The organism is Variovorax monticola (genome assembly GCF_051216855.1).
In the GTDB taxonomy this organism is placed as follows: Bacteria; Pseudomonadota; Gammaproteobacteria; order Burkholderiales; family Burkholderiaceae_C; genus Variovorax.
Map to the genome: position 1 here is coordinate 1,136,362 of NZ_JBPJZP010000001.1, position 17,711 is coordinate 1,154,072.

Sequence of the window (17,711 nt, forward strand, 5' to 3'; positions counted from 1 at the left end):
ACATGAGCACACGCGGACCCCAGGGCGCAGCAACCACACCCATCCACGCGGTGCAGGCGCGCAAGACGTTGCGGGGACGGCCCTTGCGCATGGCGCCTGTCGCGCGTGCCATTGCCATGGCCCTGGCCGCCAACGGCGTGCTCATGGATGCGCAGGCGCAGCAGGCCTTCAGCGGCGCCTGGTTCGCCGCCAAGAACGCGACGCAGAACACGGCGACTGCCACGGGCCGGCTGCCCAACGGCATGCCGGCATCGATGCTGACCAATCCGCTGGAGCAGCGAAAGGCCGACGAGCAACTGCAGCGGTCCATCGGCAACCTGAACATGGCCGCGCGCGGCATCGCCGCGCAGCAGGCGTCCCAGGAGGCGGCGCGACAGGCGGCACTGAACGCCGGCTCCGACATTCCCGACGGCCTGGTCGACGGCGGCCTGAAGGTGGACACCGGCAGCCTCACCGCGGGCTGGCTCAACGCCAACGCACCGGTGCAGACCGCCACGGGCGGGCGCACCGTGGTCGGCATCCAGCAGACGGACCAGAAGGCGATCCTGAACTGGGAGAGCTTCAACGTGGGCAAGAACACCACGGTGCAGTTCGACCAGAAGGGCGGTGCCAAGCCGGACGGCACCAACGCATGGATTGCGCTGAACCGCATCAACGATCCGAGCGGGCGGCCCAGCCAGATCGCGGGGCAGATCAAGGCCGACGGTTCGGTGTACCTGGTCAACCGCAACGGCATCGTCTTCGCCGGTTCGAGCCAGGTGAACACACGCTCGCTGGTGGCGTCGAGCCTGGCGCTGTCGGACAAGCAGTTCAACCTGGGCATCAACAACCCGCAGGTCATGTCCAACCAGGGCAACGATTTCCCCATTCCGCAGTTCGGCGAATTCACATCGGCCCGGCCGGAGATCTATGGCGACAACGGCTTCAAGGCCGGCGTCGGCGGCGCGCCCGACCGCATGGGCAACGTGGACCGGTTCGACCCGGGCGCCGCGCCCGGCGAGGTCAAGGTCGACGCGGGTGCACAGCTGGCGGCCAGCACGGGCGGCAAGGTCATGCTGTTCGCGCCCAAGGTGCGCAACGCAGGCCGCATCTCGGCACCCGACGGCCAGGTCATCCTGGCGGCCGGGGAGAACATCTACCTGAAGACGCCGTCCGCGCAGGACCCGAATGCCCCCCGCGGGCTCGACGTGGCGGCTTCGGCCGTGCCCGGCTGGGCCTTCACCGGCGGGCAGGTGCAGGGCGCGCTCAAGCTGTCGCCGGTGTATGCCGACGCCAGCTTCGTCGGCAGCCTGCGCGAGGTGGTCATGCCCGAGATGGCCGCGCGCGCCAAGGCGGTCGGCTACGAGGTGGTCAACACCGGCACCGTGCAGGCCGACCGCGGCAACGTCACCCTGCAGGCGCAGGACGTGCGGCAGTCGGGCGTGCTGAGCGCCACCACCGCGTTGAACAACCGCAACGGCTCGATCCTGCTGCGCGCGTGGGGCCTGGGCACCCACATGTACGCCGACGGCGTGAACGACTTCATCAACTGGTCGGCCGGTACGCTCACGCTGGGCGAAGGCAGCGTCACGCAGGTGCTGCCCGACGCGTCCGACACCAGCGAGATCGAGGCGGCCGCGCTGGCCACGCGCTACCAGCCCGGCCGCGTGAGCCTCTACGGGCAACTGATCGACATCCGGGCGAAGGCCGGCGTGCTGGTGCCGGCGGGAACGATCAAGGCCGAGTCGGCGGTGAACCCCGTGTTCACGCAATTCCCGTACTTCAAGCCCGGCAGCCTGCGCGACCAGAGCCGCATCTACCTGGACAGTGAGGCCTTCCTGAGCGTGGCGGGCCTGCAGGGCATGCACGTGGACATGTCGCGCAATTTCATCGAGGCAGAACTGCGCATCAACGAATTGCGCGACTCGCCGCTCCTGCTCGACTCGTGGGTGCGCGGCAAGAAGGTGATCGTCGACCGGCGCGTGGGGGGCGTGTTCAAGGACGGTCCGATGGCCGGCGTGCAATGGGTGACCGGGCCCGACGGCGTCACCTACATTCCCGGCGCCTGGGTCGGCACGCCGCTGGGCGACGTGAGCGGCTGGGTGGGCGTGGGCAAGACCGACCTGCGCGAGCTCTCGGCCAACGCGGGCAGCATCGACCTGCGCGCGGGCGGCTCGGTGATCACGCGCGCGGGATCGATGCTCGACGTGTCCGGCGGCTCGGTTCGCTACACCGACGGCATGAACACCGCCACCAAGCTCATGGGTGCCGACGGCCGCGTGCACACCATGGACCGCGCCATGCCCGACACCGGCTACACCGGCATCGCGGGCGAGTTCACGCACGAGCATGTGCGCTGGGGCGTGAAGGACACCTGGCGCACGCCGCTCATCGGTGCCGACTACAAGGAGGCCGGCTACACCGAAGGGCGCAAGGCGGGCGGCGTGAAGATCCTCGCGGGCGACGCCATGGTGCTCGAGGGCGACATGCTGGGCGGCGTGGTGGTGGGCGAGCGCCAGTCGCAGAACCCGGGCGGCAACAAGGGCGGGCGGCTGGAGCTGGGCGAGAACACGCCGGACGGACGGCCGTGGTCGCCGGGCACCATCGTCGTCAGCCACGACCCCAAGCGGCTCGCGCAGGACTTCGATGCCAAGGCCAGGCTGGGCGAAGACTTCTACGTGCAGCTGAAGCCCGACGAGCAGAAGTCGCGCAAGCTCAGCTTCCTGTCGGACGCCATGCTCAGCGATTCGGGCATGGGCACCATCGTGCTGAACACCATCAACGGCGACTTCGAGCTCGCGAGCGGCGCGGCGCTGAACCTGTCGCCGGGCGCGTCGCTGTTCGTCGCCGGCACCGAGGGCTCGAAGAACGACATCCGCATCGACGGGCAGATCCGCGCGGCGGGTGGGCAGATCGGGCTTGCGTCGGTCAACGGAAAGCTCGAGGTGGGCGCGCAAGGGCGGCTGGACGCCAGCGGCCAGTGGATCAACGCATGGCGCGACGGCAACCTGCGCGGCGCCTGGGCAGTGGATGGCGGCGCAATCCGCATCGAAGTGGCAAGCATCTCGGCCCACAGGGACGCCGTGTTCGACGTGTCGGGCGGCGGCCGCGTGGACCTGGGCAAGAAGGGCCTGCCCGCGCTGCGCGTGGGCGACGCGGGCGCCATTTCACTGACCGGCGTCACGCCCGACCTGGACCTGGGCGCGCTCGACCTGCGCGCCCATGCCGCAGGCTCGGCGGGCAGCCTGTCGCTGCAGGCCGCCTCGGGCGTGCAGATCGGCGGCGCGCCGGCCGCCTCGCAACAGGCGGGTGCCGCGGGTGCGGCAGGTGCGGCAGGTGCGGCAGGTGCGGTCGCGATGGTGCCGGCCACGCTCTTCGGCGAGCGCGGCTTTGGAAAAGTGTCGATCTCGGTGCGCGGCGAAGGCAATGCCATCGTGGTGCCCGAAGGCGTGACGGTCTCGCAGCAAGCCACCAGCAGCGACCTGAGCGGCTTCGCCTGGCGCGACCTGCCGAGCGGGCGCAACTTGGCCGAAGTGGCGCCGGTGGGCGTGCTGCGGCCCGAAGACCGCGCCGCGCGCGACCCCGCATCGCTGTCGCTCGGCACCGAAAACGGACCGGTCCGCATCGCCAGGGGCGCCACGGTGCGCACCGACACCGGCGCCAGCCTGTCGCTGAACGCCGGCGGCGAGCTGGGCGCGCTCACGGTCGCAGGGCGCCTGGACGCACCGGCAGGGCGCATCGCCCTGAGCGGCGGCAAGGTCACGCTCGAAGCCGGCGGCGAACTGCTGGCGCGCGGTGTGCCGCTGATTCACATCGACAGCACCGGGCGCCGCGTGGGCGAGGTGCGCGACGGCGGCACGGTGGCGATCCAGTCGGGCGACCTGCGGCTGGAGCGGGATGCGCTCATCGACGTGTCCGGCGCCACCGGCACCATCGACGGCGTTGCCGATGCCGGCCCCAACGGCACGCGGGTGCCCAGGCCCGCGCAGGCGATCACGCTGGACAGCAACGGCGGCCTGATCGAGATCACTGGCAAGGGCCTGATCGAAAGCACGATGCTGGGCAAGGCAGGAGGCCCCGGCGGCATCGGCGGGCGCATCCGCCTGAACATGAGCGCGGCGTCGGGCCCGAACGGCTCGCCGCTGGAGCAACTTGCGCGCGTGCTGCAAGACCCGGACTGCCTCGGCCTCTTCGTGGACGGCGCGTGCAGCGACTGGAAGCAGGGCCTGGACTACGACTGGGCGCCGGGCCTGCGCGACTACGGCTACGAGATCGACGGCACGATGATCCTGCCGTCCTCCCTGCTCGCGCACCTGGCGGACTCCAAGGAACTGGTGGTGTCCGACCGGCTGGCTCCGCCTGCGGTGCCCGGCCCGCTCGACCCCGCGCAATTCGGCCTGTCCCCGCAAGCGCTGGACCTGTTCCGCGACGCGCTCCTGTCGGGCGACGTGCTGCGCGACGGGCTCCAGACGCCTGGACAGCGGTTCGCGCTCACGGTGCGTCCGCAGGCGTTCAAGGACGGCGGCTTCGCCGACCTGGCGCTGGTCAATGCCTCGCAAGGCGCGATTCGCCTGGACAACGCAAACCTCGCGCTGGGCCGCTCGATCTTGCTGCAGGGGCCGATCGTCGGGCACGCGGCCTCGTCGTCGTCGCTGCGCGCGCCTCGCATCGTGCTGGCGGCTGTGCCTGGCGCTGCGCCGGCCCCGGTGGCTGCGCAGGAGGCCGGCGCGGCGGGGCAGCTGACCCTTGCCGGCTCGCTGATCGACATCTCGGCATCGGAGGACCCGAGCCAGTTCCAGGCCGGCGCCGTGCGCATCAGCGGCTTCGCCCGCACGGTGCTCGAAGCCGGCGAGATCCGCCTGGGCGGCGCGCTGCCCGCGCAGATCGGCGAAGACACCAGGCTGCAGGTCAACCTGGACGTCGACGGCCACCTGGTGCTGAACGCCGGGCAGGTGTACCCGACGAGCGCGATGACCGGCGTCGTCCGCGCCGGCGACTCGATCACCGTCGAACGCCTGGAAGAAGCCGGTGGCGCGCCGCTGTCGGCCGGCGGCAGCCTGCGCCTGGAAGCGCCGGTGATCGCGCAGAACGGCGTGTTGCGCGCGCCCTTCGGCCAGATCGAGCTGGACGCGGGCCAGCGCCTGTCGCTGGGCGCGGGCAGCCTCACCTCGGTGTCGGGCGCCGGCCTGGCCGTGCCCTACGGCACGCTGTTCAACAACGAGCATTGGCACGACCCGTCGAAGGCGCTGGACAGCACCAATCCCTCGAGCGGCTCGCTGCTCGCGCCGCCGGAAAAGCGCATCACCATGAAGTCGCCCGACGTGGCGCTGGCGCGCGGCGCGGTGGTGGACATTGCCGGCGGCGGCGACCTGCACGCCTCGGAGTTCGTGCCCGGCCCCGGCGGCTCGCACGATGTGCTGAACATGCCGGGCATGTACGCCATCCTGCCCGGGCAGTCGGGTGCGGCGCCCGTGGGCGCCGCACCGGCGGGCCAGCGCGTGTGGCTTGCCGGCGGCCCGGGCCTTGCAGCCGGCTGGTACAACCTGCTGCCCGCGCGCTATGCGCTGTTGCCCGGCGCCTTCGCAGTGCAGGCGACGGGCAAGGCGTGGGGCGGCGCACCCGCGCCCGCCACCCGCGCGCCGGACGGCAGCCTGGTCATGCAGGGCAGGGCCGGCAACACCTATGGCGGCAACAAGGACGTGCAGGCCACGGCCTGGCGCGTGATGTCCGGCGGCACGCTGCGCCGCTACACCGAATACAACGAAGCCACGGCCAACGATTTCTTCTCGTCCGAGGCCTTCAAGCTCACGCAGTACCGGCTCACGGGCCAGAACGTGGTCACGCCCCGGCTGCCGCGCGACGGCGGCGCCGTGGTGTTCGACGCGGGCCGCCGGCTGGTGCTCGACGGCACGCTGCGCTCGGCGCCCGATGCGGGCGGGCGCGGCGGGCTGGTCGACATCGCCGGCAAGAAGATCGCCATCGTGGGCGGCGGGCAGAACGGTGCCGGCCTGGAGGCCGACGGCTACCTCGTCATCGATTCGGCGAGCCTGTCGAACTTCGGCGCCGGCAGCCTGCTGGTGGGCGGCAAGCGCCAGGGCAATGCGCTGGGCCTGCAGCTGGACGTGACCGCGACCGACATCGTGGTGCGCAACGGCGAGGGGTCCGAGCTGTTCGGCCCCGAAATCATCCTGGCGGCCAGCGACCGGGTGGCCATCGAGGCCGGCAGCCGCGTCAGCGCCAAGGGCGCCAGCGCCCGCGGCTCCGGCATCCTGGTCATGAAGCCGAGAGTGGCGGCGCGCTACACCGACTCCGACGGCAACCTGGACGACAACAACGACGGCGTGATCGACGCCAAGGACGCCGCGGACGACGTGCTCACCACGCCCGCACGGGACTGGGGCGCGCTGGTTCGCGTGGCCACGGGCGATGCGGTCAAGGTCGTGCGCGAGGGCGTGGACACCTCGCGCGGGGGGCTGGTCACCATCGGCGCGGGCGCTGTCGTGAACGGCGACAAGGCCTTGCTGATCGACGCAACGCGCACGACGGAGCTGGCCGGCTCGGCGCAGATTGCCGGCACCGACCTGTCGGTGTCGTCCGGGCGCATCGGCTTCGGCGGCGGCTCGCAAGGCATGGTGCTGGACAGCGGCGCGCTCGCGCAGCTCTCGCATTCCTCGCGCCTGACGCTGCGCAGCTATTCGGACTTCGACTTCTACGGCTCGCTCGACCTGGGCGCGGCCGGCCTGAAAACGCTGACCTTCGACGGCGCCGCGTTCGTCGGGCGGGGCGCGGGGGATGTGACGATCCAGGGTGACAGCATTTCACTCGTCAACAGCGGCGGCGGCGGAGGCGGGGGCGTGCCGGCCGGCACGGGCGCGGGCGCGGGCGGCTTCACGCTGGACGCCGCCACGCTCGTGCTGGGCGCCGGCCAGAAGACGTTCTCGGGCTTCGGCGCCGTGGTGCTGTCGGGCCGCAACGCGATCGTCGGCGAGGGCGCGGGCGGCATCGACGCGGGCGCCGCGCCGCTCACGCTGAACACGCCGCTGCTCACCGGGCGCGGCGGCGCGGTGCAGGCCATTGCCACGACCGGCGCATTGCAGGTCGTCGCACCGGCGCAAGGCGCGGCCGCGGCCTTCGACCCGCAGGACAGCCTGGGCCTGCGCCTGGGCCTCACGGGGCGCAGCATCGCTTTCGGCGGCCGGGCCGTCGCGCTGGGCGGCAGCATCGACATGACGGCCACCGGCGGCAGCCTGGTCGTGGCCGAGGGCGCCGTGATCGACGTGGGCGGCTTCGCGAAGCAATTCTTCGACACGGCCGACTACGCGGACGCGGGCCGCATCGGCCTGTCGGCGGTGGGCGGCAATGTGCGCCTGGACGCGGGCGCCCGGCTCAACCTTGCCGCGCACCCGAACGGCGGCGACGCCGGCACGCTGAGCCTGTCGGCATCGCAGGGCGGCACGGTGGTGCTCGACGGGACGATCGCCGCGCAGGCCGGGCGCACCGGCGGCAAGGCGGGCAGCTTCGCGCTCGACATCGAGGCGTTGCCCGACTTCGCCGGTTTCAGCCAGCGGCTGAACGACGCCGGCTTCAACCGGTCGCGCCAGTTCCGCATTCGCCAGGGCAACGTGGCGCTGGGCGGCTTCACGCAGGTGGAAGACTTCGCTCTCACCGCGGACCGGGGCAGCATCGACATCTCCGGCACGGTGGATGCACGCTCGGCCTATGGCGGCGCCATCCGCATCACCGCCGGCAACGGCGTGGCGATGCAGGCCGGCGCGCAACTCCTCGCCGGGGCGACCGGCAGCCTGGGCAACGGCCGCGTCACCCTCGAAGCGGCCGGCGGGCAACTGAACCTGCAGGGCGGCCTGATCGACGTGGCCGGCAACGAAGGCGGCAAGGTGCGCCTGCGCGCGCCACAGAATGCCGCGCACGACGACATCGCGGTCACCGCGCTGAACACCGTGGTCACGGGCGCGCGCTCGGCGGTGCTCGAGGGCGTGAGCACCTACGACGTGAAGGACTACGACGGCGCCACGGTCGATTCGGTCAAGGCCGACGCCATCGCGGATGCCGCACGCTTTCGCGGCGCATCGGCTGCGGTGGCGGCACGGCTGGGCACCGGGCTGGCCGTCATGCCCGGTATCGAGATCCGCAGCGCGGGCGACCTTGCGCTGAACAGCGACTGGAATCTTTTCAGCGACTTCTCCGGCGCACGCGAAGGCACGTTGACCTTGCGCGCCGGCGGCAACCTCGCCATCAACGGCCACCTGAGCGACGGCTTCGACGCGGCGGACCGCAGCGGCCTGCTGCAGGCGGGCCCGTCGTGGAACCTGCGGCTGGTGGCGGGCGGCGAGCTGGCCTCGGCCGACGCCATGGCGCTCAGGCCGCTCGCGGCGCAGGCCGAGGGCAAGGGCTCGGTCACGGTGGGCACGGCCAACACCGCCGTTCCCACCGACGCCGACCCCACGCCGGACAACGGCGCGGGCAAGCTGGTGCGCACCGGCACCGGCGACCTCGAGGTGCGCGCGGGCCGCGACCTGCGCCTGGCGCACAAGGAATCGGTGATCTACACCGCCGGGCGCAAGGACACCACGGCGTGGGCCGACTTTTCCACAGCCAACCCCAATGCGAGCTATGGCGTGGAAGGCGGCAACCTCGCCGTCGGCGCGCAGGGCAGCATCGAGGCCGTGCCGTCGGGCCAGCACTTCACCGAATGGCTCAACCGGCAGGGCAACCTGAACGCCGAGCGCTTCTTCGGCGAGTACACCAACGGCGAGAACGGCGTGCGCCCCGACGGCAGCTACGGCCCCTTGCTGAAGGCGCCCGAGCAGTCGAGCTGGTGGATCGACTACGGCCGCTTCCAGCAGGGCGTGGGCGCGCTGGGCGGCGGCAACGTGAGCGTGGAGGCGGGCGGCGACCTGCGCAACCTGCTGGTCGCGCTGCCCACCCACATGCGCATGCGCGGCGGCCGCTCCGCGAGCGAAGCCATGGCCATGGAAATGCGCAACGGCGGCGCCATGACGGTGCAGGCCGGCGGCGCCATTCGCGGCGGCCAGTACTACGTGGCGCGCGGCGCGGGCGACATCCGCGCCGGCGAGACGGCGGTCGGCCACACGGTGGTGCTGACCCGCGACGACAACAACGGCGGCCTCACCCGATCGAGCTACACCGTGGCGCCGGTGCTTGCGCTGGGCGACGCCACGCTGAGCCTGCGCACGGCGGGCGACCTGCGCCTGCAGACCGTGATCGACCCGCTGCTGGTGACCTACGGCGAAGGCCTGCGCAACGACAGCCAGCTGCTCAACTACGGCGCCTACATGAGCGGCTACACCGACCGCAGCGCGCTCAGGCTGGTGTCGACCGGCGGCAACATCACCTTCGTGAACCGCGCGGCGTTCATCTTTCGCGACCTGGTGCTCAACAGCTTCGACACGGACACGCTGGTGGGCTTCGGCGGCAACCGGTATCCGGCGCGGTTCTCGGCGGCGGCGTTGAACGGCGGCATCGCCATCGACGGGCCGCTGTACGTGATGCCCGGCACCACCAACGACGTGAAGATGCTGGCAAGGAACGACATCCGCTTCGACGCGCCGCTCGTCATGTCCTACGCGACCCCCGCGATGATGTCCTCGGGCTACATGCCGGGCGGCTCGAACTCGCCGTTCAACCAGATGAGCGTGGAGGACCTGCTCGACAACCTGATCAACCCGTTGCAGTCCTCCCCCGTCAGCAACCCCTACCTGCGCAGCCTGCACAACCCCGACGTGCTCCCGCTGGCCAACGACTTCGAGCCCAGCCGCATCTATGCGTCGCAGGGTTCCGTCGTGGGGCTCGACGTGAAGGCCAACGAGCAGACCTGGGTGCGCGCGGGCACCGACATTCGCGGGCTGCGGCTGGCGGGACGCAACCTGCGTGCGTCGGATGTCACGTTGCTGGAGGCGGGCAACGACATCCTGGCGGTGGAAAGCGTGAGGCCGCTCAACCGCTACAACGAGCTCGCCGCGGGCCTGACCGGCAACATCGAGATGCAGGGCCCCGGCACGCTGGTGCTGGCCGCCGGGCGCGACCTGTACGCCGACAACCTGCAGGTGCAGACGCTGGGCAACCAGCGCTACGACGCCAACAACCGCGCGCTGCCCGAGACCCAGGTCAAGGGCCTGCCGGAACATGGCGCCACCATCACCGCCATGGCCGGGCTGAACCATGCGGTGGGCTACGAGGCGTTCACGGCCGCGTACCTCGATCCGTCGAAGGTCGCGTCCATGCCCGACTACCTGAAGGCCCGGGGCGCGGACGGCAGCGTGCTGCCCATCTACCTGGCCGACCAACTGGAAGCGCGTGCGGGTGGGCAGGAAAAGACCGTGCGCCGCGGGCTGGTGTCGTACATGTCGGACATGACCGGCGAAAAGCTCGCGCCGCTCGATGCATGGGCGCGCTTCCAGCAGTTGCCCCCGCTCGCGCAGCAGCAGTTCCTGCGGCAGGTCTACCTGCTCGAGCTGCGCGAAGCGGGGCGCGACCAGAACGAGCCGGGCACCGGCGGCCTGCCGCGCAACGGCGGCTACAACCGGGGCTACGCGGCCATCAAGACGCTGTTTCCGGGCGACAGCTGGAAGGGCGACGTGGCGGCCAACAGCCTCATGCTGCGCACCATGGCCGGCGGCGACATCGGCGTTCTCACACCCGGCGGTGGGTTGCAGGTGGCGGCGCTGGGGGCCACGGTGCCGCCCGGCTACGGCCTGGTGACGCTGGCCTCGGGGCACATCGGCATCTTTGCCAGGGACGACGTCACCGTCAACCAGTCGCGCATTCTGTCCTTCGTGCCCGAGGTGACGAAACAGGGCAGCGACCAGATCATCTGGGCCACCCTCGGCGACATCGATGCCGGGCGCGGCTCCAAGACCTTGCGCGTGCCCTCGGCGCCCGAGGTGGCCACCGACCTGGACGCCGTGACGGTGATCCGCGAGAAGTCGGACATGAGCGGCAGCGGCATCGGCACGGTGGGCGACGGCGACGTGGACCTGGTCGCACCGTGCGGCACGGTGAACGCAGGCGATGCGGGCCTGCGCGTGGCGGGGAACCTGAACATCGCGGCATTGCAGGTGCTCAACGCCGACAACATCCAGGTGAAGGGTGCGACCAAGGGGCTGCCGGTGGTCACGGCGGTGAACGTCGGCGCGCTGACCAATGCGAGTGCGGCGGCCGCGCAGGCGACGGCCGCCGCGCAGGATGCAACGCAGCGCGAACGCGCGGCCGCGCGGCAGTCCTTGTCTTCGGTCTTCACGGTGCGCGTGCTCGGCTTCGGCAACGAGTCGATGCCGGGCGCAGGCACCGCGACGCCGCCCCGCACGGAGCTGCAATCCGGGGTGCAGGGCGCCTACGACCCGCTGAACCCCGTGCAGGTCGTGGGCATGGGTCGCAAGATCGACCCCAGGCATTGGGCGAACCTGAGCAGCGACGAGCTTCGTCGGCTGCGGCAGGACCGCTAGGCCGGCCGGGGCAGCACGTCATGGCATCGATGAGTGTCCTCTGTGCGCAGGAAGCGGCGCCTTGCGACGAAGCGGCCAACGAGCTGCTGGACGAGGCGCAGCGCCGCCTCGCGCTGCAGGCCTTTCTCTGCGCCGACTACGAAGGGCTGCGGCGCAAGCTGACCCACCATCTCGGGTGCGCCGACATGGCCAGCGAATGCCTGCACGATGCCTGGCTTCGGCTCGGGCACCTGGCGGTGCGCTCGCCCGTGCAGAGCCCCAGCGCCTACATCTACCGCGTGGCCTGCAATGTCGCCATGGACCGCATGCGCAGCAACCGGTCCTGGCAGTACACGGGAGACGCCGACACCGAGATCGAGCGTCTCGCCGACGACACGCCCGGCCCCGACCACATCGCGCAGGGCCGCTCCGACCTGGCGGCCGTGGAGCGCGCCATGGACCGCCTTCCGCGCCGCCATCGCTCGGTGTTGATCGCCCTGCGGATCGACGAGATGACCCGCGACGAGGTCGCCAGCCGCTACGCCCTCTCGCTGCGCGGCGTGGACACCGCCTTGCGCCAGGCACTCGACTACTGCGCCGACAACAGCGGCCGGCAGGTGCTCGTGGGGGTGAGCGCGCCCCGGCGCGCTTTGCGGCCTCAGGAGCGGGTTTCATGAAATTTTTGTGACAAAGCGCAGTCGGCAGCGCGCCGGACCGTCTTACGGGAAGGTCCGCGCAGCCGCCGGCGTGTTTTGCGCGAGCGGTCTCCTGTCCGTTCGCTGCTTGTTCGATCGATGCCATGCCTCTCGCCGCTTTGTTGTTCCGCCTCCGACCGCCAGTGCTGGCCGGCGTGTGTCTCGCCCTTGCCGCGGCCCATGCCGCGGCGGACGGCCCGCCCGACACCAATGCCAGCGGTGTTTTCCTGAACGCCGCGGGCGACGTGCTGACTGCGCGGCACGCGGTGTCGGACTGTCGCTCGCTGTTCGCCGTCAAGGGCGGGCAGGTGTCGCAGGCCACGGTGGTGGCCGCGAGCCCGGAGCTCGACCTGGCGGTGCTGCGCACCACGCTCCAGCCGTACCTGCACGCCACCTTGGCGCTGGCGGATGCCGCATCGGGCCACAGCGTCGGCGTGTTCGCCGAAGCGTATGCCGTGTTGCAGCATCTCCCCGACCGGGCCACGCTGCTGAGCAACGCGATGACCGTGCCGGGCGTCGAAGGGCTTCAACTGCTCTCGGGCGTGAAGCCTGGCGCCAGCGGCAGCGCGGTATTGGGCGCCGACGGGCTGCTGCTCGGCGTGGTGGTGGAGCGCGTGGCCGCCGCGCCGCATGCGCAGGGCACGGTGCTGAGCCGTGCCGCCTCGTCGGCCGCCGGGACGGTGGCGGGAATGCCCCCGGGCATGGGCGCGACCCAGGTGCGCGCGGTGCCGGTCTCGCAGGTGCGGGAGTTCCTGCGTGCGCACGATATCGCCTTCGCGCAAAGCGGCCGCCCGCAGCTGAGCCCCATGCAATCGCCAGCCGCGCGCGCTTCGACCCTGTCGGTCGGCGTGCTCTGCGGCTGAGCCTTCTTTCAGAAAGACCGCCATGAACGCTTCTTCCAGACCGACACCCCGCCGGGGCCGCCTGCGCCTTGCCCTGGGCTGGCTGGGCCTGGGCCTTGCCAGCGCCGCAGTGCCCGTGGCCGCCACGGCGCAGACGCAGCAGCCGCAGGTGCCGCAGCACTGGATCAGCTACGCCACCCTTGCCGGCAACCAGTTGCAGGCGTCCCTCAGCAATCCGGCCGACGACACGGTCGTGCGCCTGCACGCCGCCATGCAGTCGCGCATGCTCAAGGAAGGCCAGTCCGTGCCGCCCGCGCCGGTGGTGGTGCGCGTGTGGGTGGCGCCCGCCGGGAGGATCGAGCGCGTGGCCTTCGACTCGCTCGGCGATGCGCAGACCGACACCGACCTGCGCACGCTGCTCACCACCCAGACGCTGGCCGAGCCGCCGCCGCGCGACATGCGCCAGCCGATGGTGCTGCAGCTGACCCTGAGCTTCGTCACGCCCGGTTGAGGGGGCAGTCCATCACTTCGCGCGGTTTTTCGACGAAGTGTCGGGTCGCCCCTTGCGCCGCGCCGTTCAACCGCCCGGAAGACCGAACAGGCGCCGGCTGTTGGCGCTGCACGCTTGCATGATCTCCCCGACATCGCGATGCATCAGTTCCGCCAGGCCGGCAGCGACCCAGGGAAGGTTCGCCGGCTCGTTGTGGCCACGGCGGCTGCCGGCGTTCTTCGGAAACAGGTAGGGAGCGTCCGTCTCGAGGTGCAGCCGATCAATCGGCATGTGCGGCACGGCCTCGCGAAGTGCTTGCCCGCGTTGAAGGTCCGTCACCCACCCGGTGATGCCGATGTCGAGTCCCATCTCGAGGAAGGCCTCCGCCTCTGCGCGGTTTCCAGTGAAGCAATGCACGACGCCGCGGGCACCGTCGGCCATCGCGGGGGCCAGCATGTCGTGGAAGTCGCCGAAGGCGTCGCGGCAGTGAAGGAAGAGCGGCTTGCGGGCCTCCACGGCCATCGAGAGCTGCTGCTCGAACGCGATGCGCTGCGCCTGGGGCGCCGAGAAATTGCGGTTGTAGTCGAGCCCGCACTCTCCGACGGCCACGACTTCGGGGTGCCTCCAGAGTTCGGCCAGTTCGCGAAGCGTGTCGGGGTCGTGGCTTTTTGCGTCATGGGGATGGACGCCCGCCGTTGCAAAGACCACACCGGGGTTGGCCTTGGCAAGATCGAGCGCCAGCCGGCTGGACGCGAGCGAAGTGCCCGTGGCCAGGATTTGCGTCACGCCTGCCGCCCGTGCGCGCGCCAGCAACGCGGCGGTGACCGGCGCCAGTTGCGCCGAGTGAAAGTTGACGCCGATGTCGACCAGCGGCGGTCGTTCGTTTTTTGAATCTGTGCTCATGCGCCGATCGTAAGAGGCAGGCCGCCCCCCAGCTTTGGGGGCTGGAACACCGCGTTCGCTGCGGGGCCTGGCAATTTCGGGTGAAATCCACCGGCCGGTTGAATATCGGCCGGCCCGGACCCAGTTAGCTGGAGCCCGAAACCTCTGAAGGACCCCCATGCCCGACTATCGAAAAGACCCGGACGCCATCGCCAGGCTGAGCCCCGAGCAGTACCGCGTCACCCAGCAGAACGGCACCGAGCGCCCCGGCACCGGTGAATACCTGGACAACAAGGCGCTCGGCATCTACGTCGACGTGGTGTCGGGCGAGCCCCTGTTCGCTTCGTCCGACAAGTACGAGTCGGGCTGCGGCTGGCCCAGCTTCACCCGCCCCATCGAGCCGGCGCACGTCAGCGAACTGAAGGACGCCAGCCTCGGCATGGTGCGCATCGAAGTCAGGTCGGCCCAGGGCGACAGCCACCTGGGCCATGTGTTCCCCGACGGCCCCAAGGCGCAGGGCGGCTTGCGCTATTGCATCAATTCGGCCTCGTTGCGCTTCGTTCCCCGCGAGCGCATGGCGCAAGACGGCTACGAAGCCTATCTGGACCAAGTCAAGGAGATCTCTCATGAGTGAAGAACGCGCAGTGCTCGCCGGTGGCTGCTTCTGGGGCATGCAGCAGCTTTTTCGCCGCTACGACGGCGTGCTTTCCACCCGCGTGGGCTATTCGGGCGGCGACGTGCCCAACGCCACCTACCGCAACCATGGCACGCATGCCGAGGCCATAGAGATCGTGTTCGACCCCGAGCGCATCAGCTTTCGCAAGCTGCTGGAATTTTTCTTCCAGCTGCACGACCCGAGCACCAAGAACCGCCAGGGCAACGACATGGGCCTGAGCTACCGCTCGGGGATTTACTACACCAGCGACGAACAGCGGCGTGTGGCGCTCGACACCATCGCCGACGTCGACGCCTCGGGCCTGTGGCCGGGCAAGGTGGTCACTGAAGTGGCCGCCGCAGGCGACTTCTGGCAGGCCGAGCCCGAGCACCAGGACTACCTGGAGCACCGGCCCGACGGGTACACCTGCCATTTCATCCGGCCTGGCTGGGTGCTGCCGGCGAGGGCAGGCGCAGCCCGCTGACCTGTAGTCAACGAGGCTTGCGCCGGTTGCGTCAGGGCTTGACGCGACCGGCCGGCCCGGCGGTGCCGCAGCGCAGCGGCACGCCCGGCAAAGTATTTCTTTTCGCCCCGCCGGAATAAGCCCCCGGCCGCGGTGTCTACCTCTGTGACGGCCCAGTGCCATCCAAGAAGAGGACACCCCATGCAGATGAAATTCCGGTGCGGCCTGCTGCGCCCCGGCGCCTTGGCAGTCGGCACCGCGGCCCTTGCCTGCGCAGCGGTGGCTTTTGCCGCGACACACATGCCGCCCGGCAGTGCCGGCGCAACCGCGATGGCCGGGCTGATGGACATCTGCACCACGCGCGAACCGGCCGAGGCCGGCTTTGCCGCGGAGAACGACGCCGCCATGAACAAGATGATGGCCGGCATGAGCATCAAGCCTTCCGGCGACGTCGACCGCGACTTCGCCGACATGATGATCGCCCACCACCAGGGCGCGATCGACATGGCGCTGGCCGAGCTGCGCCACGGCGGCAACGAGCAGCTGCGCCGCATCGCGCAGGAAATCATCGTCGAGCAGCAGCAGGAAATTGCCGCCATGCGCCTGGCGCTCGGCCAGCCGCTGCCGCCCTCGGCCCCTGCGCCCACACAGGCGCGCCGCATGTAGGCCCGCCGCCGTTCCCGCGCCCCTTTTCACGCCCCTTGTCACGCCTCAACGCATGCATCAACCACCCAGAGCGACACCATGAAAAAGCACAGCCTCTTCCACATCCTGGCCGCCACCGCGCTGGCCGCCATTGCCGCGTGCGCGCAGGCGGGCCAGGCGCCGGGCGCCAGCGCCGACGCCGACATTCCCATGAGCCACCGCGACCGTGTCTACACCGCCGAGCAGTTCTCCAACACCGTGTCGGTCACCGACCCGGTCGACAACAAGCTGCTGGGCGTGATTCGCCTGGGCGACCCGTCGCCCGGCAACTTCAGCCCGCTCTACAAGGGCCAGGTGCTGGTGCACGGCATGGGCTTTTCGCCGGACCACCGCACGCTGGCTGTGGTGTCCATCGGCTCGAACTCCGTCACCTTCATCGACACCGCCACCAACGCGGTCAGGCACACCACCTATGTCGGCCGCTCGCCGCACGAAGCCTTCTTCACGCCCGACGGCAAGGAGGTGTGGGTCACGGTGCGCGGTGAAAACTACGTGTCGGTGCTCGACGCCGCCACCTTCATGGAAAAGACGCGCATCACCACGCCCGGCGGCCCCGGCATGCAGATCTTCTCGCCCGACGGCAAGTACGGCTACGTGTGCTCGTCGTTCAACCCCGAGACCGTGGTGATCGACATCGCCACCAAACAGACCGTCGGCCGCGTGAAGCAGGACAGCCCCTTCTGCCCCAACATCGCCGCCTCGCCCGACGGCAAGCAGGTGTGGATGACGCTCAAGGACGTGGGCCGCACGATGGTGTTCGACGCGAAGCCGCCCTTCGCGGTGATCAAGTCCTTCGACACCGGCCCGATCACCAACCACGTCAACTTCGTCACCAACCGCAAGGGCAGCTTCGCCTACGTGACCATCGGCGGCCTGAACGTGGTCAAGGTGTTCCGCACCGACGACTTCGCGCAGGTCGCGACCATTCCGGTGGGCAAGCTGCCGCACGGCATCTGGCCCTCGGGCGACGGCAAGCGCGTCTACGTGGGCCTGGAAAACGCCGATGCGCTCGCGGCCATCGACACCGACAGCAACACCGTGGTGGCGACCGTGCCCGTGGGGCAGGCGCCCCAGGCCATCGCCTATGTGCCCAACGCCGTGCCGGCGGAGGCGGGCGACGGCCTGCAAGGCTTGCAGGCGCCGGGCCTGTCGGGCCAGGTCGCGCACCTTGCGCTGGTGACACCCGAGGCACAGAAAGCCTCGTCCACGGGCAACCCGCCGACCAGCGTTGCGCTGTTCGACCAGGGCCTGCTGCAGGTGCTGCAGGCCTCGGCCACGGGCCTCGTGCCCAGGCAGCCCTACGTGCTCGCGCTGTCGGACCGGCCGGACGGCAGCGGCACGCTGCAGCCGCTCGCCAACTTCATGACCAACCCCGCGGGCGCCGCCATCGTGAACGCCATCGGCCCGATCCGCCAGCAGATCCAGGGCGCCACCCCCGCGGACAGCAAGCGCTACCTCGTCATCGCGCCACAATCGGGCGGCAAGCCCGCAGCCCCGGTCCAGGTGCAGAGCCTTTAAGGCACGGCACCGGTGTCACG

General features: G+C 70.6%; 9 protein-coding genes. 8 read left to right on the forward strand and 1 reads right to left on the reverse strand.

Translation table 11 applies throughout. The features are described from left to right. Positions 1-2 precede the first annotated feature (2 nt). The 4 genes from ACSFA5_RS05055 to ACSFA5_RS05070 all read left to right on the forward strand — a co-directional run bounded on the left by ACSFA5_RS05055 (position 3) and on the right by ACSFA5_RS05070 (position 13,489). Positions 3-11,462 carry a filamentous haemagglutinin family protein gene (locus tag ACSFA5_RS05055; RefSeq protein ID WP_435442917.1) on the forward strand — a complete coding sequence of 3,820 codons (11,460 nt, stop codon included), beginning with the start codon at positions 3-5 and terminating at the stop codon, positions 11,460-11,462. A 29-nt stretch (positions 11,463-11,491) separates the two neighbouring features. Then, entirely contained in the window at positions 11,492-12,118 is a 627-nt protein-coding gene (locus ACSFA5_RS05060) for an RNA polymerase sigma factor (RefSeq protein ID WP_435442918.1), read from the forward strand. Positions 12,119-12,240: 122 nt separating this feature from the next. After that, positions 12,241-12,999, forward strand: coding sequence for a S1 family peptidase (locus ACSFA5_RS05065; protein WP_435442919.1), 759 nt, complete (start codon positions 12,241-12,243; stop codon positions 12,997-12,999). A 22-nt stretch (positions 13,000-13,021) separates the two neighbouring features. Further along, on the forward strand, positions 13,022-13,489 hold the full coding sequence (locus tag ACSFA5_RS05070; protein WP_435442920.1) for a YbaB/EbfC family DNA-binding protein: 468 nt from the start codon (positions 13,022-13,024) through the stop codon (positions 13,487-13,489). A gap of 66 nt (positions 13,490-13,555) precedes the next feature. Here ACSFA5_RS05070 and ACSFA5_RS05075 read toward each other — a convergent pair whose 3' ends face one another. Then, positions 13,556-14,371: a TatD family hydrolase gene (locus tag ACSFA5_RS05075; protein ID WP_435442921.1), complete on the reverse strand. Its 816-nt coding sequence runs from the start codon at positions 14,369-14,371 to the stop codon at positions 13,556-13,558. Between the two features lie 157 nt (positions 14,372-14,528). On the opposite strand from ACSFA5_RS05075, the gene msrB reads away from it, so the two are divergent. The 4 genes from msrB (at position 14,529) to ACSFA5_RS05095 (ending at position 17,691) form a co-directional block, all read left to right on the forward strand. After that, positions 14,529-14,984, forward strand: a complete 456-nt coding sequence (msrB, locus tag ACSFA5_RS05080; RefSeq protein WP_435442922.1) for a peptide-methionine (R)-S-oxide reductase MsrB — start codon at positions 14,529-14,531, stop codon at positions 14,982-14,984. Next, positions 14,977-15,489, forward strand: a complete 513-nt coding sequence (msrA, locus tag ACSFA5_RS05085) for a peptide-methionine (S)-S-oxide reductase MsrA (RefSeq protein WP_435442923.1) — start codon at positions 14,977-14,979, stop codon at positions 15,487-15,489. Before msrB ends, msrA begins: the two co-directional genes overlap by 8 nt. A 186-nt stretch (positions 15,490-15,675) precedes the next feature. Further along, on the forward strand, positions 15,676-16,134 hold the full coding sequence (locus tag ACSFA5_RS05090) for a DUF305 domain-containing protein (RefSeq protein ID WP_435442994.1): 459 nt from the start codon (positions 15,676-15,678) through the stop codon (positions 16,132-16,134). A 78-nt stretch (positions 16,135-16,212) separates the two neighbouring features. After that, on the forward strand, positions 16,213-17,691 hold the full coding sequence (locus ACSFA5_RS05095; protein ID WP_435442924.1) for a YncE family protein: 1,479 nt from the start codon (positions 16,213-16,215) through the stop codon (positions 17,689-17,691). Positions 17,692-17,711: the final 20 nt, after the last annotated feature.